11 protein-coding genes and 3 pseudogenes are annotated in these 24948 nt (G+C 59.3%); 7 read left to right on the top strand and 7 right to left on the bottom strand.

Annotation, left to right across the window (positions count from 1 at the left end):
- From selO to ASD70_RS30010, 5 genes and pseudogenes are all read right to left on the bottom strand, one after another.
- Nucleotides 1–1464 (bottom strand): protein adenylyltransferase SelO, encoded by a 1464-nt coding sequence (gene selO / locus ASD70_RS18760; protein ID WP_056847138.1) that lies wholly within the window; start codon nucleotides 1462–1464, stop codon nucleotides 1–3.
- 48 nt (nucleotides 1465–1512) lie between these two features.
- Nucleotides 1513–4876: pseudogene (gene mscK / locus ASD70_RS18755) on the bottom strand (mechanosensitive channel MscK).
- Nucleotides 4877–4925: 49 nt separating this feature from the next.
- On the bottom strand, nucleotides 4926–6668 hold the full coding sequence (locus ASD70_RS18750) for a potassium/proton antiporter (protein ID WP_005784108.1): 1743 nt from the start codon (nucleotides 6666–6668) through the stop codon (nucleotides 4926–4928).
- Between the two features lie 252 nt (nucleotides 6669–6920).
- Nucleotides 6921–7520, bottom strand: a pseudogene (locus ASD70_RS30015) (methyl-accepting chemotaxis protein); the annotation flags it as partial.
- 303 nt (nucleotides 7521–7823) lie between these two features.
- Nucleotides 7824–8480, bottom strand: a pseudogene (locus ASD70_RS30010) (MCP four helix bundle domain-containing protein); the annotation flags it as partial.
- Between the two features lie 343 nt (nucleotides 8481–8823).
- Between ASD70_RS30010 and ASD70_RS18740 the strand changes: the two are divergent.
- Both ASD70_RS18740 and ASD70_RS18735 read left to right on the top strand, forming a co-directional pair.
- Nucleotides 8824–9054: a hypothetical protein gene (locus ASD70_RS18740; RefSeq protein WP_003187970.1), complete on the top strand. Its 231-nt coding sequence runs from the start codon at nucleotides 8824–8826 to the stop codon at nucleotides 9052–9054.
- Complete coding sequence (locus ASD70_RS18735; protein ID WP_043047201.1) at nucleotides 9051–9344, top strand: cell division protein ZapA; 294 nt, start codon at nucleotides 9051–9053, stop codon at nucleotides 9342–9344. Before ASD70_RS18740 ends, ASD70_RS18735 begins: the two co-directional genes overlap by 4 nt.
- On the opposite strand, the gene ASD70_RS18730 is transcribed toward ASD70_RS18735, so the two are convergent.
- Nucleotides 9341–11143, bottom strand: a complete 1803-nt coding sequence (locus tag ASD70_RS18730) for an acyl-CoA dehydrogenase (protein ID WP_056847137.1) — start codon at nucleotides 11141–11143, stop codon at nucleotides 9341–9343. The genes ASD70_RS18735 and ASD70_RS18730 overlap by 4 nt on opposite strands.
- A 209-nt stretch (nucleotides 11144–11352) precedes the next feature.
- Nucleotides 11353–15306, bottom strand: a complete 3954-nt coding sequence (gene putA / locus ASD70_RS18725; protein ID WP_056847136.1) for a trifunctional transcriptional regulator/proline dehydrogenase/L-glutamate gamma-semialdehyde dehydrogenase — start codon at nucleotides 15304–15306, stop codon at nucleotides 11353–11355.
- Nucleotides 15307–15768: 462 nt separating this feature from the next.
- On the opposite strand from putA, the gene putP reads away from it, so the two are divergent.
- From putP to ASD70_RS18700, 5 genes are all read left to right on the top strand, one after another.
- On the top strand, nucleotides 15769–17253 hold the full coding sequence (gene putP / locus ASD70_RS18720; RefSeq protein WP_056847135.1) for a sodium/proline symporter PutP: 1485 nt from the start codon (nucleotides 15769–15771) through the stop codon (nucleotides 17251–17253).
- Between the two features lie 197 nt (nucleotides 17254–17450).
- Nucleotides 17451–19475 (top strand): type VI secretion system Vgr family protein, encoded by a 2025-nt coding sequence (locus ASD70_RS18715; protein WP_056847134.1) that lies wholly within the window; start codon nucleotides 17451–17453, stop codon nucleotides 19473–19475.
- Between the two features lie 358 nt (nucleotides 19476–19833).
- Nucleotides 19834–23088: a dermonecrotic toxin domain-containing protein gene (locus ASD70_RS18710; protein ID WP_156382929.1), complete on the top strand. Its 3255-nt coding sequence runs from the start codon at nucleotides 19834–19836 to the stop codon at nucleotides 23086–23088.
- A gap of 173 nt (nucleotides 23089–23261) precedes the next feature.
- Nucleotides 23262–24008 carry a DUF4123 domain-containing protein gene (locus ASD70_RS18705; RefSeq protein ID WP_056847132.1) on the top strand — a complete coding sequence of 249 codons (747 nt, stop codon included), beginning with the start codon at nucleotides 23262–23264 and terminating at the stop codon, nucleotides 24006–24008.
- 73 nt (nucleotides 24009–24081) lie between these two features.
- Nucleotides 24082–24918, top strand: coding sequence for a 23S rRNA (adenine(2030)-N(6))-methyltransferase RlmJ (locus ASD70_RS18700; protein WP_046070598.1), 837 nt, complete (start codon nucleotides 24082–24084; stop codon nucleotides 24916–24918).
- Nucleotides 24919–24948 lie beyond the last annotated feature (30 nt).

The raw sequence follows: 24948 nt of genomic DNA, 5'->3' as shown, positions 1-24948 counted from the left end.
TCAAGACGAACAACTGATCTCCAAATGCTTGCCCCAATCCGGCGGCCGCTGCGCGTATTGCTCCATCCCCGCTTGTTCCTCAAACGGTTTGGAAAGCACCTCATGCAGCCGTCGCACTTCGCTGTAGTCCCCCGCCTCGGCGGCGGCGATGGCGTTTTGTGCCAGGTAGTTGCGCAGGATGTACAGCGGGTTCACCGCATGCATGCGCCCACGGCGCTGCTCCTGAGTGTAATCCCCGTCCCGCGCAACACGAGCTATGTACCGCTCGGCCCAGGCATCGAACCCAGCCAGGTCGACAAAGTCGTCGCGCAACCGCTTCACTGCAAGCTCCGCGGACTCATCGCCCAGGCGCCGGAAGAACAGCGTGTAGTCCACGCCACTGTTCTGCATCAGCTTGAGCAAGCCTTCCACCAGTTTCTGGTCATCGTCTTCGGCAGTGGTCAGCCCCAGCCGGCGGCGCATCAGGTCCAGGTAATGGGCCTGGTAGAACGGCAGGTACAGCCCAAGTGCCTCTTTCAAGGCGTCGACGCTGATAAACGGCGTAAGCGCCTGGGCCAATGCGCTGAGGTTCCACTGCCCGATCGGCACTTGGTTGCTGAAGGAATAACGCCCTTCATGGTCGGAATGGTTACAGATGAAGTGCGCATCAAAGTCGTCAAGGAACGCAAACGGCCCGAAGTCGAAGGTGATGCCGAGGATCGACATGTTGTCGGTGTTCATCACGCCATGGCAAAAGCCATACGCCTGCCATTTGGCGATCATCTCGGCATTGCGCTCGACGATTTCGCGGAACATCGCCAGGTACGGCTCAGGCTGCTCGCGGCACTCGGGGTAGTGCAGGTTCAGCACGTGCTTGGCCAGCTCGGCCTGCTGTTCGGGCTTCTTGGTGTAGTAGAAGTACTCAAAATGCCCGAAGCGGATATGGCTCTGGGCCAGGCGCAGAACCATGGCGCCACGCTCCTGTTTTTCACGCCATACCGGAATGCTCGAGCCGATAACGCACAGGGCGCGGCTGCTGGGGATGCCCAGTGCATGCAGGGCTTCAGAGGCAAGGAATTCTCGGATCGATGAGCGCAATACTGCGCGCCCGTCGCCCATGCGCGAGTAAGGCGTCATGCCAGCGCCTTTGAGGTGCAAATCCCAATGTTCGCCGGCCTGGTTGTAGACCTCGCCCAGCAACAATCCGCGGCCATCGCCCAATTGCGGGGTGTAACCGCCAAACTGATGCCCGGAATAGACCATCGCCCGAGGTTCTGCCTCGGCCCACAACTTGTGGCCGCCAAACAGCTCGGCAAATACCGGTGTTTCGGCCACGGCCGGGTCGAGGTCAAGCAGGGCCATGGCGGCCTTGCTGGCCACCACCAGGCGCGGTTCGTCCAGCGGCTCTGGCAGCACGTGAGTTGAGAACGCGTCGCCCAGGCGTGCGAAGCGGTTGTCGAAGGTCAGTTCGTCGAGGGCTTTCACCGGCCATCTCCAGCAGAATGTCCGAGCATTCTGCTGGGGATAGGGCGTTTAGTCGAGTTTGCTCGGTGGCGGCTCCGGCGCGTCGACCACTTTGCCAGCGGGTGGCTCCGGTGCGTCGGGCTTGTCGACGGGCTCGACGATGGTCTTGCGCTCGTCCTCGGCCGGCACCAGTTTGTATTCCTGGCCGTGGAGGTTTTTCAGGTAGATCTCCATCTGCCTGAACGAGATGTTGATGTGCTGTTTCTTGAACTCACGGTTGATAAAGCGGTTGACCTCGTCCAGCACCGGGTTGCGGTCGCCCAGGTCGCGTACGTGCATGCGCAACTCGTGGTCCAGGGTGCTTTCGCCGAAGTTGAGGAAGTACACGTGGGGTTCGGGCTCTTTCAGTACCCGAGGGTTTTCCCGTGCGGCTTTGAGTAACAATTCCTTCACCAGGTCCAGGTCCGAGCCGTAGTCCACCCCGAGTTTGAGGGTCACCCGAGTGATGGTGTCGGTCAGCGACCAGTTGATCAGTTGCCCGGTAATGAAGGTTTTGTTCGGGACGATGATGTCCTTGTTGTCGAAGTCGGTGATGGTGGTGGCGCGAATGCGGATCTTGCTCACCGTTCCCGACAGGTTGCCGATGGTGATGGTATCGCCAATGCGCACCGGGCGTTCGAACAGGATCATGATGCCGGAGATGAAGTTGGCGAAGATCTCCTGCATACCGAAACCGAGGCCCACCGACAGCGCGGCCACCAGCCATTGCAGCTTGTCCCAGCTCACACCGAGGGTGGAGAGCGTGGTCACAAAGCCCACGCCGGCAATGATGTAGGACAGCAAGGTGGTGGTGGCGTAGGCGCTGCCCTGGGCCAGGTCCAGCTTGGACAGCACCAGTACTTCCAGCAGGCCGGGCAGGTTGCGCGCCAGGGCGAAGGTGATGCCGATGATGATCGAGGCGCCCAGCAGGTCGCCGATGCTGATGGGCACCATGCTGATATTCGCGCCCGTGCCGCTGGTGTATTCGTACAGGGTGACGTTATCCAGGTATGAGAATACCGAGATCAGATCCGACCACACCCAGTACAACGCCGCGATGAAGCCGCCGAGCAGGGCCAGTCGGATCAGGCGCAAGGATTGTTCATTGACTTTTTCGATGTCCAGTGTCGGCTCTTCCACCACGGATTCGCCTTCACCGGCGTCCTTGGCGGCCTGGCGTTTGGCCAGGGCCCGGGCGTAGGCCAAACGCCGGGCGGCGACGCTTAGCCAGCGTACGAAGGTGGCCTCGATCACCAGCCAGAACATCAGCAAGTACAGGGTGTTGATCAGCCGGTCGCTGAGTTTCAGTGCGGTGTAGTAGTAGCCAAAGCACACGGCAATAAACAGCGCGACCGGCAGGGCGGTGAACAGCAGCCCGATGGCCTTACGAAACAGTGAGGCTTTTTCGTGGGTCGGGCTGTTGAGCAGCAGGCGGCTCAGCAACCATGCCATCAGCGCGTAGCAGGTGAGCACTACGGCGATGCCCAGAACGTCTTCGGCCAGTGCCGCCGGCTGATGTTCGGCAATCGCAACCACGGCCACCAAGGCCAATACCACGAGGCCGAGCTTGCGCACCCAGCCTTGCAGGAACTCGACTTGGGGCTTTTCCCAGCGAAAGTGCAGTTCGGCTACGCCGCCCGGCGCCAGGATCCGGTAGGCGGTGTAGAACACCAGCCACGCCTGGGCGATCTGCAGCAGGGCCGAGCCCAGGTTGGCGTTTTGCCCGCGGGCGTCAATCTGCAGCGCATAGCCGCACAGCGCCAGGCCCAGGGCCACCGGCATGGCCAGCAGGACATTGATCAGGATGGCCTGGGGCGTGTGCCACTGGCTGTCGCGCTTGAAGTGGCCGATGTCCAGGTGCACCTTCTTCAGCCGTACATACAGCGCATTACGGCGCCACAATAGCGCGCCGATCAGCAGCAGCAACGGCAGGAACAGCAGCGGGCGTTGGGTGAGGCCGTCATACAACTCGCTGACGCTGGACGCCCAGGGCAAGGTGGTGACCTGCTTGCTCAAGTGAGCCGGCACGGTTTCCAGCCACTCGGTGTCCAGCGGCTTGTTGCTCGGGATCCAGAACATCTGTTCGTCGAGCGTCGCTCGCAGGGTGGTGGCGGTGCTGAGCAGTTGTTTCTGGTTCAGTTGCAGGGTGATGGATTCATTGAGCAGTGCGCTCAACTCGCGGCTCAGGCGTTCCAGCAGGTCACTGCGGGTGATCGCCAGCTCCAGCAAGGTACGCCGCAGTTGCGGGGTGACTTCATCCGGCGGCTGGTCGGCCAGCAGCTTATCCACGTAGGCACTGGGGGAGCTGATCAGCTCGCGCTGCTGGTTGACCTCGAACTGGTACAGGCGAATGTTGGCGATATCGTCGGCCAGGTCGCGGTCGACGGTAAGGCGTGGCAGGGCCTGTTTCTGCTTATACAGAATCTTGGACAGCAGCAGGCTGCCCTTGAGCACGTTGATCTGCTCGTCCAGGGCCGAATCGCTCTGGGTCACGGTGTCCAGTTGCTGCTTGGTCTGCAGGTTTTTCTGGGTCAAATCGTTGAGGCGGTCGGTGCTTTTGAGCAGGTAATCGGAGAGCTTGAGGTTCGCCGCGCTTTCCGTGGCCAACAGGCTGCTGCCACCGGCTTTCTGCGCTTCGATGGACTGTTGGGTGACGGTCTGTTGGGATTGGGCCAGGCGTTTCTGGTTGATCAGGGTTTGCAGGTCCTGGATTTCCTGCTCCAGGCGCGCGGTTTTCTCCTGGATCAGGTCATGCTGGCTGTTGCCCAGGTCTTGCAGTTGGCTGTTGCCGGCCAATTCCTGGCGGCGTAGGGGGATCAGTGCATTCAGGGCCGCCAGTTCAGCGTTCAACTGGTTGCGCTGGTCGCCGCTGAGAGCCTTGCCATTGTCTTTGCCGAGTTTGAGCGTGGCGTTGATCTGCTGGATGCGCGTCTGGCTGCTGCTGATTTCGGTCTGGGCGCGCTCGGGGCGGGTCTGTGCGGCGATGGTCAGGCTGTTGGCCTCGGCCAGCTCTTTTTGCAGATCGCCTTGCTGGGTGGTGCGTTGTACCAGCAATTGCTCGAGCTGCGGCACCGGCAGGGTGGCGTAGCGTTGGGCCACCGGGATGACCTTGGTGGCCTTGAGCCGGGTCAGCTCGCGTTGGTTCTCGGTGGTCTGGCGCGGAGCCTCTTCCAGCTGGCGCTTGAGGTCGGCCAGGCGTTGTTCGTAATCCTGCTTGTTGCCCAGGTAGGTCAGGGTCTGCTGCAGGATCGCCTGCAACGCCTTCATGTCGGCGTCGGGCAGCTTGCGATCGGGCAGTTTATCCAGGTTTTGCTGGGTCGGCGGCGTATACGCTGCCGACACAAAGGGTCAAGCCCAGCAGGGCAGTGGCGAGAAAAGTGCGCAGGGTTGGCATAGAGACCGGTCTTGCAAGGTGAAGAATCGGGGCGTTATTGCCCCGCAGTTTAGAGGAAGAGTCCGGGGCCCGGGCGACTTCCTTCGGGGAATCTGACGCCGACTTTGCCAATCTTGTTCCCGTCCATGACCGCGACGGTCCAGATGGTGTTGTTCCATTCCACCTGGTCGCCCACTACCGGCGCGCCGCCGACCTTCTGGGTAATGAAGCGGCTCAATGGCATGTCCGGGTCGATACCCTCCAGCTTGAGCCCGTACAGGGCCGAAACCGCGCCCAGCTGGGCATCGCCTTCGAGCACGAAGTCGCCGAAGAAGCGCAGGTCGAGGCCCCGTTGGGGTGCCTGGCTGAACAGTTTGCCAAGGGCCGGCAGGTTGTGTTCGTGGCCGATCACACAGAGCAGATCGTCGACTTCAAGCACCGTACTACCCGACGGATGGAGCAGTTGCTGGCCCCGGAACAGCGCGGCGATGCGCGTGCCTTCGGGCATTTTCAGCTCGCGCAGGGCCGCGCCGATGCACCATTTTTCCGCGCCCAGGCGGTAGACGAACAGCTCCCACTCGCTGGTGACGTGCACTTCCAGGGCGGCCCGGGAAATCGGGGCTGGGTCCGGCGGTACGGTGACCTTGAGCAGCTTGGCCACCCACGGCAGGCTCGTGCCCTGCACCAGCAGCGACACCAGCACGATAAAGAACGCCAGGTTGAAGTACAGCTGCGCATGGGGCAGGCCGGCCATCAGCGGGAACACCGCGAGGATGATCGGCACCGCGCCGCGCAGGCCGACCCAGGCGATAAAGGCTTTTTCGCGCCCGTGGAAGGCCTTGAACGGCAACAGCCCGACCATCACCGACAACGGCCGCGCAAACAGGATCATCCACAGCGCCAGGCCCAGGGCTGGCAGGGCGATGGGCAGCAGGTCATGGGGCGTGACCAACAGGCCCAGCACCAGGAACATGCCGATCTGCGCCAGCCAGGCCATGCCATCGAGCATATGCAAAATGCCATGGCGGCTGCGCACCGGGCGGTTGCCAATCACCAGGCCGCACAGGTACACGGCCAGGAAGCCGCTGCCGTGCAGGGCGTTGGTCAGGGCGAAGACGAACAGGCCGCCGGCGATGACCAGGATCGGATACAGGCCGTTGGCCAGGTTGATACGGTTGACCAATTGCAACATCAGCCAGCCGCCGCCCAGGCCCACCAGGCCGCCGATGCCGAATTCGCGGATAAGGTGCGTCAGCAGGCTCCAGTGCAGGCCGGTCTGGCCGCTGGCGAGCATGTCGATCAGGGTGACGGTGAGGAACACCGCCATCGGGTCGTTGCTGCCGGATTCGATTTCCAGGCTGGCGCTGACCCGTTCGTTGAGGCCCTTGCCGCCCAGCAGCGAGAACACCGCTGCAGCGTCCGTGGAGCCGACGATGGCGCCGATCAGCAAGCCCTGGATGATATTGAGGTCGAACAGCCAGGCCGCGGCCATGCCCGTGAGGCCGGTGGTAATCAACACCCCCACCGTAGCCAGGGACAAGGCCGGCCACAGCGCCACACGGAAGCTCGCCACCCGTGTGCGCAACCCGCCGTCGAGCAGGATCACGGCCAGGGCGAGGTTGCCCACCAGGTAGGCGGTCGGGTAGTTATCGAAAATGATGCCGCCGCCATCGACGCCGGCGGTCATGCCCACGGCCAGGATGATCACCAAAATCGGGATACCCAGGCGGGACGAAAGGGAGCTCACCAGAATGCTCGCACTCACCAGCAACGCGCCGATCAAGAACAGGCTGTTGATGGTCGTCGCATTCAAAGGCAGTACTCCAGAGCAGGGAAGACGGGGCGCAAACTGACCATGCAGTCTGCGTGCCAGGGATTCTAACCTGTTGAAATGCTGCGCTGTCAAAAAGCTTTTTCTGATTTGCGCAAAAGCAAATGTGGGAGGTGTAGGAGCGAGCTTGCTCGCGAAAAACTCCCAGGCGCCACGTTTATTCAGGACGCGCGCGTTATCGTTGGCGTTTTTCGCGAGCAAGCTCGCTCCTACAAAGGGGGGCGGGCTTCAGGGTTATAGACGGAAGCGGCCTACCATCCCGTTCAGGTCCACCGCCAGGCGCGACAATTCGCTGCTCGCGGCGCTGGTCTGGCCGGCGCCCGTAGCGGATTGCACCGACAGATCACGAATGTTCACCAGGTTACGGTCCACTTCCCGCGCCACTTGCGCCTGCTCTTCCGCCGCGCTGGCGATGACGAGGTTGCGCTCGTTGATCTCGACAATCGCGGTGTTGATGGTATCCAGCGACATGCCCGCGCCCTTGGCAATGTTCAGCGTCGACTCGGCCCGCTCGGTGCTGTTGCGCATCGAATCGACTGCGTGCTCAGTACCGGTCTGGATGCTGCCGATCATGCGCTCGATCTCGCTGGTGGATTGCTGGGTGCGATGAGCCAGGGCCCGCACTTCATCCGCCACTACGGCGAAACCGCGCCCGGCTTCCCCGGCCCGTGCGGCTTCAATTGCTGCGTTCAGGGCCAGCAGGTTGGTCTGGTCAGCCAGGCCGCGAATCACGTCCAGCACCTTGCCGATATCCCGCGATTCATTGGCCAGGTCGCCAATCAGCGAGGCGGTGGCTTGTACGTCGGCGCTCATGCGTTCGATGGCACTGACGGTTTCCTGCACCAGGTCACGACCATCACCGGCGGAGGTGGTGGCGTTGCGCGAGGCCTCGGACGTGCTGACCGCATTGCGCGCGACTTCTTCCACGGCGCTGGTCATCTCATTGACGGCGGTGGCCGCCTGTTCGATTTCATTGTTTTGCTGGGTCAGGCCACGGGCGCTTTCGTCGGTGACGGCGTTCAGCTCCTCGGCAGCAGAGGCCAGTTGCGTGGCGGAGCCGGCGATGCGTTGCAGGGTGTCGCGCAGCTTGTTTTGCATCTTGGCCATGGCGGCCAGCAGGCGGCCGGCTTCGTCGTTGCCGTCTACGGTGATCGGGCGCGTCAGGTTACCTTCGGCCACTTCTTCGGCGGCTTCAAGCGCTCGGGCGATGGGCAGGGTGATGCTGCGGGTCAGCAGCCAGGCGAACAACACGGTCAGCGCCGTGGCAACCACCAGCAGGCCCACTACCAGGTCAAAGGCCATTTCGTACTGGTCTTTGGCTTGCTGGTTGGTGGCGTTGGCGTCGTCGTTGTTGATATCCAGCAAACGGGTCAATACGGCGTTGACCTGCTCGGAGTTGCTCAGCAACTCGGTGTTCAGCAAGTTGCGCAGCTCGTCGATCTGATTGGCGCGTGACAGGCTCTTCATGCGCTCTTCAATCTGGTGGTACTGGCCCAGCAGGCGCACGTACTCGTCGTAGGCGTTGCGTTCTTGCGTACTGGTGATGAGTTTTTCGTAGACGCCCTGGGCCGTGCGAATCTGCTGATTGCGCAACTCAAAGGCTTCCAGGGTTTTTTGCTGCACCTCAGGCTCGCGGTTGGTCAGCAAACGGTACGACAACACGCGCAAGCGCAGGGTCAGCTGGGTGAACTCGTCGAGGGCACGAATGCTGGGTACGCTGGCCGAGGTGATGTCTTCGGTGGCTGCGCGGATCTTGCTCATCTGGTTCAGGGCGAACACACCGAGCAACAACATCAGGGCGCCAATAAACGCGAAGCCGAGGAAGGCCCTCGGGGCGATATTCATATTACGAAGAGACATGCTGGAATCCTGGGGAGAAGCGCGATCCATGCGGCCATGGGACGAGGTGTGCCTGCCTTATCGGCCATGGGACTAAAGTCTTAAGGGGCCGCGCGCTTTTGTCGCATCTGACGAGGGGTTGGGACGATTCAGGAACCAGATCGGGTAAATGCAGTCACTAAGGCTCGAAAGTGCGGCCCGCCCCTGGATAATCGGGCCGCACGCCGGGGATAACCCTGGCATCCGAGGTGAATTTTCTTTATCGTCACCGCCCTTTTTAAATGCCCGAGAAATCAAAATGTTAGAAGCATCCCTCAGCCAATTGGAACAACTGGTCAGCGACCTCGTACAGCAGAATCAAGAGCTGCTGGGCAGCAACGAATCCCTCAAGGCCGAACTGGCCCGTGCCAAGGATGAAAACGACAGCCTGCAACTGAACCTGATGGAGCAGGAAGAAAAGCACGGCGCCACCGCCGCTCGCATCCAGGCACTGGTTGAGCGTGTGAGCGCAGGGCCTGTCAGCGCATGAATGAAGGGATAAAGGTCGTTTCGATTCTCGGAGAGGATTACTCGATCAAGGCACCGGCCGGCGAAGATCAGACCCTGATGCACGCTGTGACCATGCTCAAGGCTTCCCTGGCAGTGACCAAGAAAAAGTACCCGACCCTGATCGGTGACAAATTATTGGTATTGGCCGCGCTGAACCTGTGCGCCGAGCAGATCGAAATGCAGCAAGCGCACCAGCAGGAACTCGACCGTTACCAAGAGCAAGTCAGCGCCACGGTTGATGTGATTTCCAAGGTGATCGGGCAGCCCTAGAACCAGTCGTCTTGCATCCCCAGGCACGTATCGTCGCGTGCCTCCAGAATCGCCAGTTCATGATGGCAGCCTGGTACTTCCCACGTCAGAAAGTACCGGGCAGCCTGGAGCTTGCCCTTATAGAAGGCCACATCGGCTGCATTGCCTTTGACCAGCCCTTCTTCGGCGCGGATCGCCTGTTCCAGCCAGCGCCAGCCGATCACCGTATGCCCGAACACCTTCAAGTACAGTGCCGAGTTCGCCAGGCTGCTGTTGACCTTGCCCTGGGCGAGATCGGTCAGCAGGCCAATGGTGACGCTTTGCAGTCGATTAACCAGTTGCTCCAATGGCTCCCTTAGTGCCGTAAGTGACGGGTGCTGCTGCGCCCGTGCACCGGTCTCGGCGATCAAGCGAATCAACTGTTTCAAACCGGCTCCACCGTTCTGTGCCAATTTGCGCCCGAGCAAGTCCAGGGACTGGATACCGTGGGTGCCTTCGTGGATCGGGTTCAAGCGGTTATCGCGATAGTACTGCTCCACCGGGTATTCGCGGGTGTAGCCATGGCCGCCGAGGATCTGGATCGCCAGTTCGTTGGCCTTGAGGCAAAACTCCGACGGCCAGGATTTGACGATAGGCGTGAGCAGATCGAGCAGTTCGTGGGCTTGTTTGCGCTCGACGTCGGAGGGCAGGGTGGTGGTGTCATCGAACAGCCGCGCCGCGTACAGACCGAGGTCGAAGGCGCCTTCCACATAGGCTTTCTGGGTCAGCAGCATGCGCTTGATGTCGGCGTGCTGGATGATCGACACCGGCGCGGTGCTCGGGTCCTTGCTGTCCGGCAGACGGCCCTGTGGGCGTTCGCGGGCGTACTCCAGCGAGTAAAGGTAGCCGGCGTAACCGAGCATCACCGCGCCCATGCCCACGCCGATGCGCGCCTCATTCATCATTTGGAACATGCAACTCAAACCCTGGTGGGGTTTGCCCACCAGATAGCCGACACAGTCACCGTTATCCCCGAAGTTCAGCGCGGTGGACGTGGTGCCGCGCCAGCCCATCTTGTGAAACAGCCCGGCCAGCAACACGTCGTTGCGAGCGCCCAGGCTACCGTCATCGTTGACCAGGAACTTAGGCACGATAAACAGCGAAATACCTTTCACGCCGGCAGGGGCGTCGGGCAGCTTGGCCAGCACCATATGCACGATGTTTTCCGACAGCGAGTGGTCACCGCCGGAGATGAAGATCTTGTTACCCTTGAGTCGATAACTGCCGTCAGCCGCAGGTTCAGCGCGGGTACGAATATCCGATAGGGATGAACCAGCATGGGGCTCGGTCAGGGCCATGGTTCCGAAGAAACGTCCTTCGATCATCGGTTGCAGGAAGCGTTGTTTCTGCTCTTCGGTGCCGAAGCTTTCGATCAGGTTGGCGGCGCCCATGGTCAGGAACGGGTAGGAGGTCGATGCGGCGTTGGCCGATTGGAAGTGGGCGAAGCACGCCTGGGACAACAGTGTCGGCAGTTGCATGCCACCGGCTTCGAAACTGCGTGCGGCGTTGAGGAAACCGGCTTCCAGGAAGGCATCTACGGCGGGTTTGACCTCCGGAATCAGGATGGCCTGGCCGTCTTCATAGCGCGGTTCGTTTTCATCATTCTTGCGGTTGTGGGGGGCGAAGTACTTTTCGGCGATGTTGCGCGCGGTGCTAATGGCTGCATCGAAGGTTTCGCGATTGTGTTCGGCAAACCGCTCGCGCTGGGTCAGGCCCTCGGCATCGAGGACTTCATACAGCTCGAAAGCCAGATTGCGGGAACTGAGCAGCGACTCGGACATGGCGGCTTACCTTTGGAGGAATTGGCCTGAGTCTAAGCGCGTGAATATAGGCTGGATAGCAAGATTGATCTGGGTGATGGAAGGGCAAAACGCAGGCAGGTAATTGAAGTGCAGTCAATGTGGGAGGGGGCTTGCTCCCGATAGCAGTGTGTCAGTGTCCAATGTGCTGACTGACACTCCGCTATCGGGAGCAAGCCCCCCCACAGGTTTTAACCGATAGTCATCAGGCTGGCGTTACCGCCTGCCGCTGCGGTGTTGACGCTCAACGCCCGCTCGATCACCAAACGCTCCAGGGCAATGGCCGTCTCACCCTGAGACATACCATGCACCCCAACAATCGCCCCACCACGCTGCGCCACTTGCTGGCATACCGCACGCAATTGGTCGGAATCGCCGTGGTGCAGGACGGCATCGAACACCACGTCGTCTTTGGTCCAGTCAGCCACGCGCTTGATCTTCGCCTGAATATCCTTCGGCAGGCGTGCGAACAACGCTTTGGTCAGCTCGGTTTCCGGCCATACCGCCGAGCCGCCTACCGCCAACACCGCCGCCAGTTGAGTGAGCAAGTCGCCTTCCACTTCAGCCAGGCACAGCACGTGCTCGCGCGGCAGGATGGCATAGCTGTTGCGCTCACCGGTCGGGCCGGCCAGTTGGCGGGTGATACCGCTTTGCGACTGCGCGGCAAACTGCGTGCACAGCGCGCTCAGTTCACTGAACTTATTGCTGTCGGTCCAGGACTTCAGAGAGGTCAGCGCTTGGCTCATGGCATCGCGCAGACGTACATCCGGCGCCGCCAACTTGTCACCCCGTACAAAGGATTGCTCGATTGCATCGGTAGGACGAGTCGACAGCAGGCGGTACAGGTACAGCGGGCCACCGGCTTTCGGGCCGGTGCCCGACAGGCCTTCGCCGCCGAACGGTTGCACGCCGACCACGGCACCCACGATGTTGCGGTTGACGTAGACGTTACCGGCATTGACGTTGTCGATCACCTTGGCGATGGTTTCGTCGATGCGGGTGTGCACGCCCAGGGTCAGGCCGTAGCCCGACGCGTTGATCTGGCCGATCAACTGGTCGATCTCTTTGCGCTTGTAGCGCACCACGTGCAGCACCGGGCCGAAGATTTCCCGTTGCAGTTCGTCGAAGCTTTCCAGTTCGATCAGGGTTGGCGTCACGAAGGTGCCGCGCTTGATCTCTTCACCGTCGGCAATCGCCACCTGGTACACCGTGCGGCCTTTATCGCGCATGGCCTGGATGTGTTTTTCGATGCCGGCCTTGGCTTCGGCGTCGATCACCGGGCCGATGTCCACCGACAGACGCTCAGGGTTGCCCAGGCGGCATTCAGCCATGGCGCCCTTGAGCATTTCGATCACGCGGTCTGCCGAATCTTCCTGCAGGCACAGTACACGCAGGGCCGAGCAGCGTTGGCCGGCGCTGTCGAAGGCCGAGGACACCACGTCGATCACCACCTGTTCAGTGAGTGCCGACGAGTCAACGATCATTGCGTTCTGGCCACCGGTTTCGGCGATCAGTGGGATCGGGCGACCCTGGGCGTCCAGGCGCCCGGCAACATTGCGTTGCAGCAGGCGCGCAACCTCGGTGGAGCCGGTGAACATCACGCCTTTGACGCGATCATCACCCACCAGGCGGGCACCGACGCTTTCGCCCTGGCCCGGCAGCAGTTGCAGCACGCCTTCCGGAATACCGGCTTCTAGCAGGATGCGCACGGCTTGGGCGGCGACCAGCGGGGTTTGTTCGGCAGGTTTGGCCAGTACCGGGTTACCGGCGGCCAATGCTGCAGCAACCTGGCCGCTGAAGATGGCGAGCGGGAAGTTCCATGGGCTGATGCATACCACCGGGCCCAGTGGGCGATGGGCGTCATTGGTGAAATCGTTGCGCGCCTGCACCGCGTAGTACCGCAGGAAGTCCACGGCTTCACGCACTTCGGCGATGGCGTTGGCGAAGGTCTTGCCGGCTTCGCGGGCCAGCAGGCCCATCAGCGGCTGGATCTCGCCTTCCATCAGGTCGGCGGCACGCTCCAGGATCGCGGCGCGTTCGGCGGGCGGGGTGGCCTGCCAGATCGGTGCGGCGCTGATGGCGCACTGGATCGCGTTGTCGACGTCTTCGACAGTGGCTTCCTGTACGTGGCCGACCACATCACGCAGATCAGACGGGTTCAGCACCGGCTGGGCCGCTTCCTGGCTGGAGGCGCAACCGAGCATCGGCGCGGCTCTCCAGTTGTTGTGGGCGGTAGCCAGCAAGGCGCAGGACAGCGACGCCAGGCGGTGTTCGTTGGCCAGGTCGATACCGGCCGAGTTGGCGCGGTCGCTGCCATACAGGTCACGCGGCAGCGGAATACGCGGGTGCGGCAAGCCGAAGCCACCTTCCAGCGTAGCCATCTGCTCGATGCTGGCCACTGGATCGGCCACCAGCTCCTGGATCGAGATCGATTGGTCGGCGATACGGTTGACGAATGAGGTGTTGGCGCCGTTTTCCAGCAGGCGGCGTACCAGGTAGGCCAGCAGCGTTTCGTGGGTACCGACCGGCGCGTATACGCGGCACGGACGGTTCAGCTTGCCTTCGGAAACCTTGCCCACCACTTGTTCGTACAGCGGTTCACCCATGCCGTGCAGGCATTGGAACTCGTACTGGCCGGGGTAATAGTTCTGACCGGCGATATGGTAGATGGCCGACAGGGTATGGGCGTTGTGCGTGGCGAACTGCGGGTAGATGGCTTCCGGCACCGACAGCAGTTTGCGTGCGCAGGCAATGTAGGAAACGTCGGTGTACACCTTGCGGGTGTAGACCGGGTAGCCTTCCAGGCCCTCGACCTGGGCGCGTTTGATTTCGCTGTCCCAGTACGCGCCTTTTACCAGGCGGATCATCAGGCGATGGCGGCTGCGGCGGGCCAGGTCGATGACGTAGTCGATCACATACGGGCAACGCTTCTGGTAAGCCTGGATCACAAAGCCGATGCCGTTCCAGCCAGTCAGTTGCGGCTCGAAGCACAGGCGCTCGAGCAGGTCCAGGGACAGCTCGAGGCGGTCGGCTTCTTCGGCGTCGATGTTCAGGCCGATGTCGTATTGCTTGGCCAGCAAGGTCAGCGACAGCAGGCGCGGGTACAGCTCGTCCATCACACGCTCGTACTGTGCGCGGCTGTAGCGCGGGTGCAGGGCGGAAAGCTTGATGGAGATGCCCGGGCCTTCATAGATCCCGCGGCCATGGGAGGCTTTGCCGATGGAGTGAATGGCTTGTTCGTACGAGGCCAGGTACTTCTGGGCATCGTGTTCGGTGAGTGCGGCTTCACCGAGCATATCGTAGGAATAACGGAAGCCTTTGGCTTCGAACTTGCTCGCATTGGCCAGGGCTTCGGCGATGGTTTCGCCGGTGACGAACTGCTCGCCCATCAGGCGCATGGCCATGTCGACGCCCTTGCGGATCATCGGCTCGCCGCTTTTGCCGATGATACGGCTCAGGGACGAGGTCAAGCCCGCCTCATTATGGGTAGCGACCAATTTGCCGGTCAGCAGCAGGCCCCAGGTGGCGGCGTTGACGAACAGCGACGGGCTGTTACCCAGGTGCGGCTGCCAGTTACCGGTGCTGATCTTGTCGCGGATCAGCGCGTCACGAGTGCCTTTGTCCGGGATGCGCAGCAGCGCTTCAGCCAGGCACATCAGTGCCACGCCTTCCTGGGACGACAGGGAGAATTCTTGCAGCAGGCCTTGGACGATACCGGCACGGCCACCGGCGCTCTTCTGATTGCGCAGTTTTTCGGCAATCGAGGCGGCCAGTTTGTTGGTGGCTTCGGCCATTTCGACCGGCAGGCGCGCCTGCTCGATCAGCATCGGTACCACTTCCGGCTCTGGGCGGCGGTAAGCGGCGGTGATCGAGGCGCGCAGGACCGATTGCGGCAGGATGCTTTCGGCGAACTCCAGGAAGCATTGATGGGCGTGATCGGCCTGGATCTCGCCTGCGTCTTCGGCGTCCTTGCTGCCCGAACCATTGAGCTCGGACAGGGTTGCACCACCCTCGAGTTTCTCCAGGTAATTGAAAATCGCCTGTTTGATCAGCCAGTGCGGCGTGCGATCAATTGAGGTCGCAGCGGCCTTAAGGCGTTCGCGGGTCGGGTCGTCGAGTTTGACCCCAAGGGTGGTCGTTGCCATCTTTATTATCCTCATGGGTGCCACTACCGAGTGGCATCTGCTGGCCGCAAGATTAGCTTTGCCCATGCGCAGGTGCAACCGGGTGCAACCCTTTTGTTCAGGAAATTTTCGACGGTTGATCGGAAAAAATATGGCCCACGGCCGAATCCGCTTTGCATTGGTGCATTTGCTTCTGAGATCCGCTGTTCTTGCTCCGAAAAGGAGCAAAAACAGGGCGTTTATCCAGAAACACACTTGGGTGCAACTTATTCGAAAGAAACTGGTTGCACCTTATTTGCTTTGTTGAATAGCATTCGCGCACCAAGGTGCAACCATCTCTAGGGGTGGTTCATCGGCTGGCGGCTTTCCTGGGGAAACGCCAGTCATAAATGCGCGGCATGCGGGCTCGTCTATCCGGTTACTGAACCGATGGTCGTCCGACTGACCGTCGCTACATAAAAACAAAGCCAGGGCGTCACTCCTATGAGCGTTAGCAATCCAACCCTGATCACGTTCGTGATCTACATCGCAGCAATGGTGCTGATCGGCCTGATGGCCTATCGCTCCACCAACAACCTTTCCGATTACATCCTCGGCGGTCGCAGCCTCGGTAGCGTGGTAACAGCCTTGTCAGCCGGTGCTTCCGACATGAGCGGCTGGTTGTTGATGGGCTTGCCGGGCGCGATCTACATGTCCGGCCTGTCGGAAAGCTGGATTGCCATTGGCCTGATCGTCGGTGCCTACCTCAACTGGTTGTTCGTGGCCGGCCGCCTGCGGGTGCAGACCGAACACAACGGCGACGCCCTGACCTTGCCGGATTACTTCTCCAGCCGCTTCGAAGACAAAAGCGGCCTGCTGCGGATCATCTCCGCCGTGGTGATCCTGGTGTTCTTCACCATTTACTGCGCTTCCGGCATCGTCGCCGGTGCCCGCCTGTTCGAAAGCACCTTCGGCATGTCCTATGAGACTGCGCTGTGGGCCGGTGCTGCGGCGACCATTGCCTACACCTTTATCGGTGGTTTCCTGGCGGTCAGCTGGACCGACACCGTACAAGCCACACTGATGATCTTCGCGCTGATCCTGACGCCGATCATCGTGCTGCTGGCGACCGGCGGTGTAGACACCACCTTCCTGGCTATCGAAGCCAAGGACCCGACCAACTTCGACATGCTGAAGAACACCACCTTCATCGGCATCATCTCGCTGATGGGCTGGGGCCTGGGTTACTTCGGCCAGCCGCACATCCTTGCGCGTTTCATGGCAGCGGATTCGGTAAAGTCGATCGCCAAGGCGCGTCGCATCTCCATGACCTGGATGATCCTGTGCCTGGGCGGCACCGTGGCAGTGGGCTTCTTCGGTATCGCCTACTTCTCGGCGCATCCGGAAGTGGCAGGCCCGGTGACCGAAAACCCTGAGCGTGTGTTTATCGAACTGGCCAAGCTCCTGTTCAACCCATGGATTGCCGGTGTATTGCTGTCGGCGATCCTGGCGGCGGTCATGAGTACTTTGAGCTGCCAGTTGTTGGTGTGCTCCAGCGCCCTGACTGAGGACTTCTACAAGGCGTTCCTGCGCAAAGGCGCTTCCCAGCTTGAGCTGGTATGGGTTGGCCGAATCATGGTGCTGGTAGTGGCCTTGATCGCCATCGCCATGGCCGCCAACCCGGAAAACCGCGTACTGGGCCTGGTCAGCTACGCCTGGGCAGGCTTCGGCGCTGCGTTCGGCCCTGTGGTGCTGATCTCGGTGATCTGGAAAAACATGACTCGCAACGGCGCACTGGCCGGCATCCTAGTCGGCGCGATCACCGTCATCGTGTGGAAGCACTTCGAACTGCTGGGGCTGTACGAAATCATCCCAGGCTTCATCTTCGCCAGCCTGGCGATCTACTTCGTGAGCAAGATGAGCGCACCGACTGCGGGTATGGTCGAGCGCTTTGATGCGGCGGAAAAAGACTACAACCTCAACAAGTAAATCCTTGGGCGTTTAACGCCTGTTGAACGAGTGAAAAAGGCCCGCGTCCTGAGGATGCCGGGCCTTTTTTTGTGCGAGCCTTCGGCTGCTGACGAATGAAGCCAAGGGTAGGACCTTACTGATTTGCCTGCGAGGAGTCCTGGCCGGCAACAAGCTGGTGCAGAATCGACCGCCCACCCTTCGCAGAGAAACACCGGATGTTCGCTCCTGCCAATCAAAGTGCATTTACCCTGGCCCTTGATGGGGTGCCCAGCGACTTAAAGGTGTTCAAGTTCAGCGGCACCGAGGCCATCAGCCAGCCTTACCGTTTTGAACTTGAGCTGGTCAGCGAGCAACCGGATCTTGATTTGGAGGGCTTGCTGCATCGCCAGGTGTACTTGAGTTTCAATGAGCAGGGCCATGGTGTTCACGGCTTGGTTTATCGGGTCGCCCAGGGCGATTCCGGACGACGCCTGACGCGTTACCAGCTCAGTCTGGTGCCGCACTTGGCGTACCTGGCGCACAGCGGCCAGCAACGTATTTTTCAACATAAGACGGTGCCGCAGATTGTTGCGCAGGTGTTGATTGGGCAAGGTATCCAAAGTGATCGCTTCGAGTTCCGGCTTAGCGGCCATTACCCTGAACGCGAGTACTGCGTGCAGTTCGGTGAGACTGACCTGGCGTTCATCCAGCGCCTGTGTGCCGAATTGGGCATTCACTATCACTTCCAACATGCTTGCGAGGGGCACCTGCTGGTGTTTGGCGATGACCAGACCGTGTTTGCCCAGGCGGAACAGCCCACACCTTACCGACCCGGCTCGGGAATGGTTGCCGATACCCCCGCGATCAAGCGCTTTACGCTGCAGCTGGCAACCCGCACCACGGCGCTCAACCTGCGCGATTATGATTTTCGCAAACCACGTCTTGAGCTGGAAAGCGCGGCCGGCGACAAACAGCCCCCAACGCTTGAAATGCAACAATTCCCCGGCCATTTTTCCGACCGGGCCCATGGGAAGTATCTCGCCCAGCGTGGCTTGGAGCGGCACCGTAGTGACTATCGGGTTGCCTATGGCCAAGGTGACGAGCCGGCCTTGGCCAGCGGTCGGTTCCTGCAGCTGCGGGACCACCCGTGCGAGGGCTGGAACGACTTGTGGCTGGTGACGCAAGTGACCCACGAAGGCAAGCAGCCCCAGGTACTGGAGGAAGCGGTCACCGAGGTGGCTGGGGGAGAATTTCGCCAGGGGTATCGCAATACATTTGCCGCCGCACCCTGGGATGCAGTCTTTCGCCCGCCCTTGGCTGAGCAGCCGCGCCCGAGCGTATCGGGTTATCAAAGCGCCGTGGTCACTGGCCCGGCGGGCAGTGAAATCCATTGTGATGAATACGGTCGCGTCAAGGTGCAACTGGCCTGGGACCGCGTAGGTGAGCACGACGAGCATTCCAGTTGCTGGTTGCGGGTCGCCAGCGGCTGGGCCCATGACTGCTATGGTGCGGTGCTGATCCCCAGGGTCGGCATGGAAGTGCTGGTGGGCTTCGTCAATGGCGACTTGGATATGCCGCTGGTGGTGGGATGCCTGCCAAATGCCGCCACGGCGATGCCTCTCGATCTGCCGGCGGACAAAACCCGCAGCATATGGCGTAGCCAGAGCAGCCCGGGGGGTGGAGGCTACAACGAATTACGTATCGAAGACCGCAAGGGCGCCGAGGAGATCTACCTGCGCGCCCAGCGCGACTGGACCCAGCATGTGCTGAATGACCAGCAGGTGCGGGTCGATAACCGGCGTCGTGTGCGGGTGGGCGGTGAGTCGTACCATGAGTTGCAGGGCGAAGAGCAGCGCATCACACATGGCAATCGCGTAACTGAACTCAAGCAGGATGATCATCTGGTGGTCGGCGGTTCGCAGCATATGCGTGCCGGGCAGACCATTCAGTTGGGGGCTGGGCAAAGCATCGTTATTGATGCGGGTGTCAGTGTGACCATTCAAGCAGGAGGGCAGTCGATCACGCTGTCGGCGGCCGGGATTTTCAGCAGTGTGCCGATCCAGCTCGGAGGCGGGCCTGTTTCGGCGGCTGCGCCATTGATACCAGGGTTCAATGGGCAATTACTGGCGGTTATTCCTGCTCCACTGAGCCTCGTACAGGTCGCCAGCCTGAAACGCAGTGCTCCATTTTGCGAGGAGTGCGAGCGCTGCAAAAGCGGGCAGTGCGATTTTGCTCAGCATGACCATGTTGCACACCTCTAAAACTGAACAGTGTGTAGGCATTGGCTGATAGTGGCTTTGTTCTTCGGATCAAGGCCGTAGGCAATGTAGGGTTAAGTGGGGCTTATTTGTTACCAGCCTGGACCGATGAGCACTTAAGTGATGTTGTTATGGCGCTGTCTCTGAAGAGTAAATTTATCGATGAAGGGAAAAATGTTTTATAAATCTTTATTTATTTTCTGAAAAGAGCGGCGGAAACATATTTCAACTTTAAGGTTGTGGTCACGCTTGAGGGCGTGAGGTAAATATATAGCACGCCTGCTGGCATGTCCGGGCCTTGAGGTTATTGCTGTACGGGTTGGTAGTCGTCTATTGAAAACTTAAAGTTGAGGTGTTAACCATGATGCCGTCTTTTAGCTCCGGGCGTGCAGCACTTGAGGCGGTTAAGAATCCGCCGGTTGAAACGGTGCAGAATTTTGATTCTCTGTCCAAATTAAGCACGTCAGCCAGTGTGTATGATCCTAATGCATCACTAAAGAAATGGTTACAACAGCAGGTGCTGGCGGCCACGGGTAGACTCGTTGATCCTGATAAGGTTTATTTACATCGTTTTTCCAAAAGCCAAGGTGCTCATTCCGCAGATACCAGTACCGGTTGGAAATATTCAGGTAAACCTGAACAGTCGATGACATTGACCGAGGCTGTGACCAGCAATTTCTTTTCCGCCGAACGCTACCGTTGGGTTGGAAGAGTTGAGAGTACAGCGCACTTTGCAAGTTCTAACGTTAGTCCGTTTTCGCTGCTGGATAGTAGTAGTGTTTCAGATTTTTTCGGGCGTCTGGGGAGGTTGATTGCTGATAGAACCCTGCCGGGTTATATCTATTCGAAAATAAAAGATGATGTGCCGAGTGCAATAGAGAGTTGGCGTGACTTGGATGCGGTCTATGGTATTTATACGGATGGTCCCGACAAGGATAGTTATGACGCCCGTAATGAACTGCCGCTAAAACCTTCGCAGTTCTTAGATATCGTACGCACAGGGGATGTGCAGAACATGCTGACTGGAAACGTCAAAAAGTTCTGGACTGATCATCGTGCACAATGGCGCTCCGCGGCCAAAGGCCATTTTGTTGATGAAGCGCGCAAGGCGCTGAACGCCAACACGCTAAATCCCGCAGAGTATGCCTTGGTGATGGGGGGCGGGGCACCGGACCTTCCATTGAATGCACCAACGACGTCTGAGCAACTACAAGCAACGGCAGCGCCTGGTGCCAGCAGCCAGGTCATGCGTTTTGATATCAACGGCTACCATGCCACCGATATCCTGCGTTTCGTTGGCGAGCGGGGTAAACAAATTCTCTACATCCCCGGTGCGTGCCCGGTCTTTGAGGTATTCCAGAACACGGCAGAACTGCAAAGGTGGGTGGTAGAGCAGGGGAAGGACCCTGGCAAATCTGCCGCTCTTGCTCATCACTTTTCCCTGAGCGATCGCCAGCAAGGAATATATGGTTCGCTGAGTGTCAACGGTGTTGACAGCGCATTAAGCAAACTCGGTAGCGGTGAGATGAAGGCCGATAGTGATCATATCAACGTCAACGACTCGCGGGTTCGAGAAGATGTTTTCACCATGATGGCCCGGGAGACGCAGGCGCGCATAGAGTCCGATTTGGATACCCAGATCAAGTCGAATTCGGAAGTGTACAGGGACGATGCTTTGGGAGTCGTCCAGTCTGCCAACGCAGTGTTCTCAATTCCCTTGGCGCTCTTGGGACCCATTGGCATGGGCGTCAATGCCTTGGCGTTCACGACACAAGTAGGACTGGAAACGGATCAAGCCATCGAAGGTGATACCTATTCTGAGCGTAAGAACGGTTTCAAGGCAGCCGTGACAGATGTGGCGATGATGGCTATGAGTCATGCAGTTGGTAAGTATACGAACTCGCGGTCAGGTGCAAGAACGGTAGAAACGCAATCGAGTAGCGGCGGCCCGCCGTTGAACGTATCCCAAGAGCGGTTTCCGTATGTCTTTGAACGGCCTGCCGCGTTCAATCCATTTAGCCTGAAGCTTTCAGAGGCCAGGGAAATTACGTTCAAGGGGCGACAGTATTTTGTTGGCGCTGCTCCGGATGCTATGGATGGCCAGCACTACCTCTTATGGCAGCGGGATCCTGAAAACCCTTCTCTATTGGTCAGCACTGCGAGAGTCGCCAAGCCGGATGCAAGCGGAATTTGGCACTCCATGCGCACTGCGGGGGGAGCATGGCAGCCTCCTTCCCAGCCTGAGGCTTGGCAAGGCACTATCACGCTTGACCCCTATGAAGTCCGGACGGTTGGCCAAACGCCTATCGATGTGCCTCCTGGATATGAATTGATATCCATAGGTAAGGAATCAATATTTGCTCCGGAAGGCTATCGAAGGGTTAGAAACTTCAATCAGGAAGGGGAACTGACTAATTATCCTCTTTGGAAGATAAAGGATGGGGTTGCTACAGAGTGCGGGCACTATACGCAGGAAGGTATTATTAGTCTGGTCGGTTCGGATCTTAAAACCAGCAATTATGTTCAGATTGAGGGGAAGATATTTAACGTAGACTATGATGCTGATAAAGCTTCTTGGAAGATAATTGGCAGCGACGATGTGTCGGCCCCTGATATATTTATACAGCCAGGTCTCGAAATAGGTTCTTGGATACCTGAGCCAGATATGGCGGGGCGGGAAGTCCTGAGCAGTATGGTAAGACGTCTTCTCGGTATTTCGGAGAGCGCCAACAAGGAAGCCGGAGTGCGTACTGCAAATGATGTTGCGGTACAAGAATATATAAAACAATACGGTCGACAAATAATTCGCACTACTGAACCTACCATTCTGATGGCCGAGGCTTCTCGGCAAGATGCACTTATCGATCAGTATGTGCTTAAGCATGGACTTCCCTATGATCAAGTTCAAAGTTTGGTGGAGGTAAGTCTCAAAGGCTTGCCGCTACCGTTGTGGGCTCCGAGGTTCGACGCTTTCGAGGGGCTGGGATCCATCGCTGCTGCGGGTGGGCGCGGAGGCTTGAATGTTAACCAAGCCTCAAGAAATGCGGCAGTTCGCTATCCCGCTCGCACTTACAATCAGGAGCAAATTGAAAGTATTCAAGCGCTGAATGCGCTTAACCAAGTGCATGAAAATTCTCCAATAAAGATAGCCGAAAATAATTATAAAAAGGGTGCTCTTAACGAGAAAATACTGAAGCTCACTCTTGAGCGTGACGGATACAAGGTGCTCCCAGGAGGGCAGTACAAGAATGGGAAAAGTGGATTTGATCTGGTGTTAGAGGGGCCGAATGGAAATATATACGTACTGGAGGCAAAGCAGATTAAAAGCGTTGGCAATGGCAATACGTTAGGCTCTGTAGCGATGTCTGATGCGGGGGCGGGAGGGAATGTGCAGTTGAGCGATGCGTGGGTCAGTTCGGTGTTGGATAACTGTCTTGCTGAGGCGAACTCTTCGGCGGCGCGTGCCGAAGTAGCCAATACGCCGGCCTATCAGGCTGTCTCGCACGCGCTGCAAAATGGCACACTGAGAAAGCTGTTAGGTGGTGTAACACCTGACGGCTCAGTGCTTATATTCAAGGTTGATTTTTCCGCATACGATTCAGCTCATCCGCGGTAAATGCCAGGGCGGGGAAATCAAGCCTGACACTTTTGTCACAATGAACTTGGTGTAGGGATTATCCGATTTAGTAGCTGCTTGACCAACAGGATAAAGGGCCGGTGCAGAATCGGTTGCCCACTCGTTTGCAGATGAAGAGTGTTTCAGTCAGCTTTAAAAAGGAACTTGTCCTAATGCATCCATCTTTGGCTCCCAGTGCCTGGCTTGCACAAGACGTGCTGCGCCCCAATGAACAGCTCTATGCCGTGCTGAGCAATGCCAGTGCCGCCAGGCCGTTGGCCGCCTGGCAAGCCACAGCTGCGGGGATGCGCCCTCAATCGCTATGGGCAGGTACGCCATATGCCGAATGGGATGAGGTAATGCCTTACGTGGGTATCGTCGAGCCAGGAAGCGCTTTTCTCGACTGGATCGCCGCCACCGAAACCACTGATTGGGGATGGCTGGCGGTATCGTCCAGCCCTTTGGAAGTGGTGATCGCACATCTGCAAAGCTTGACCAAGGTATACCTGGCCGATGGCCACGCAGTATTTTTACGCTTTTGGGATGGCCTGCAGTTTCTGCCGATTATGCAAAAACTGGGAGAGGAAGCGGGCAGCGTATTGCCGGTGTTTCGCTGTTATTGGATCAATGGCGACTCGTTGACGGTGACGACCGGGCCGGTGACCGCAGCCAAGCCAAGTCCCTGGTGGCGAGTACCCGCATCATTACTGAAACAGTTGGCCGAGCAATCACCTCAAACGCTGATCGAAAATCTGCTGCAATGGCTTGAAGAGCAACGTCCCGACTTATACGCAGCCTTCTCATTGTCGATTTTGAGGCACAAGGTTGCCTACTTCGTGCGCGAACCATTGGTGGATTACCAGGCGCTGGTTAACCACCTCGAATCGGAGTTGTGCAGCACGCCATGGTTGGTGGCATAAACGCCTCTCGGCACACGACTCTGCACCTTTGCTCGCGCAGAAGGTAAACTTCGCCCCCTGCGCAGGAGCAACCATGAATTATCGTCACGCCTTTCACGCCGGCAACCACGCCGATGTCTTCAAACACCTGACCTTGACCCGCCTCATCGCCCTGATGTCGCGCAAGGAGCAGCCGTTCGCCTACCTCGACACCCACGCTGGCATTGGCCTGTACGACCTGCAGGGCGACCAGGCCAACCGCACGGGTGAATACCTGGAGGGCATCGCCCGCCTGTGGGGAGCAAGCGACCTGCCGCCGCTCACCGCTGACTACATGCGCGTGCTGCACGAGATGAACCCGGATGGCCAGTTGCGCTATTACCCGGGCTCGCCGGAGCTGGCCCGACGCCTGACGCGGCCACAGGACCGCGTGCTGCTTAACGAAAAGCACCCGGAAGACGGCGTGCTGCTCAAGGACAACATGAAGGGTGATCGCCGCGTCAAAGTGCACCTGGGCGAAGGCTGGCACGTGCCACGCGCCATGCTGCCAGTGCCGGAAAAGCGCGCGCTGATGCTGATCGACCCGCCGTTTGAACAGCTTGATGAAATGCAGCGTTGCGCGGCGTCCCTCAAGGAAGCGGTCAGCCGTATGCGCCAGACGGTCGCGGCGATCTGGTACCCGGTGAAGGACCAGCGCATGTTGCGCCGCTTCTACCAGGACCTGGCCGGCACCGGTGCGCCGAAGTTGCTGCGGGTGGAGTTGCTGGTGCATCCCCTGGACACCCCCAACACCCTGACCGGCTCGGGCCTGGCGATTGCCAACCCGCCGTGGGGTTTGGAAGAGGAGTTGCGTGAGCTGCTGCCGTGGCTGTCCAAGAAGCTTGGCCAGACCCAGGGTGGGTGGCAGATGGATTGGCTCATCGCCGAATAACTGTTCCCAAACCAAACACAGAACCAAATG

Source organism: Pseudomonas sp. Root569 (genome assembly GCF_001427465.1).
In the GTDB taxonomy this organism is placed as follows: domain Bacteria; phylum Pseudomonadota; class Gammaproteobacteria; order Pseudomonadales; family Pseudomonadaceae; genus Aquipseudomonas; species Aquipseudomonas synxantha.
Note: the sequence above shows the minus strand (reverse complement) of the source record. Positions and strands in the feature narration are given on the sequence as shown.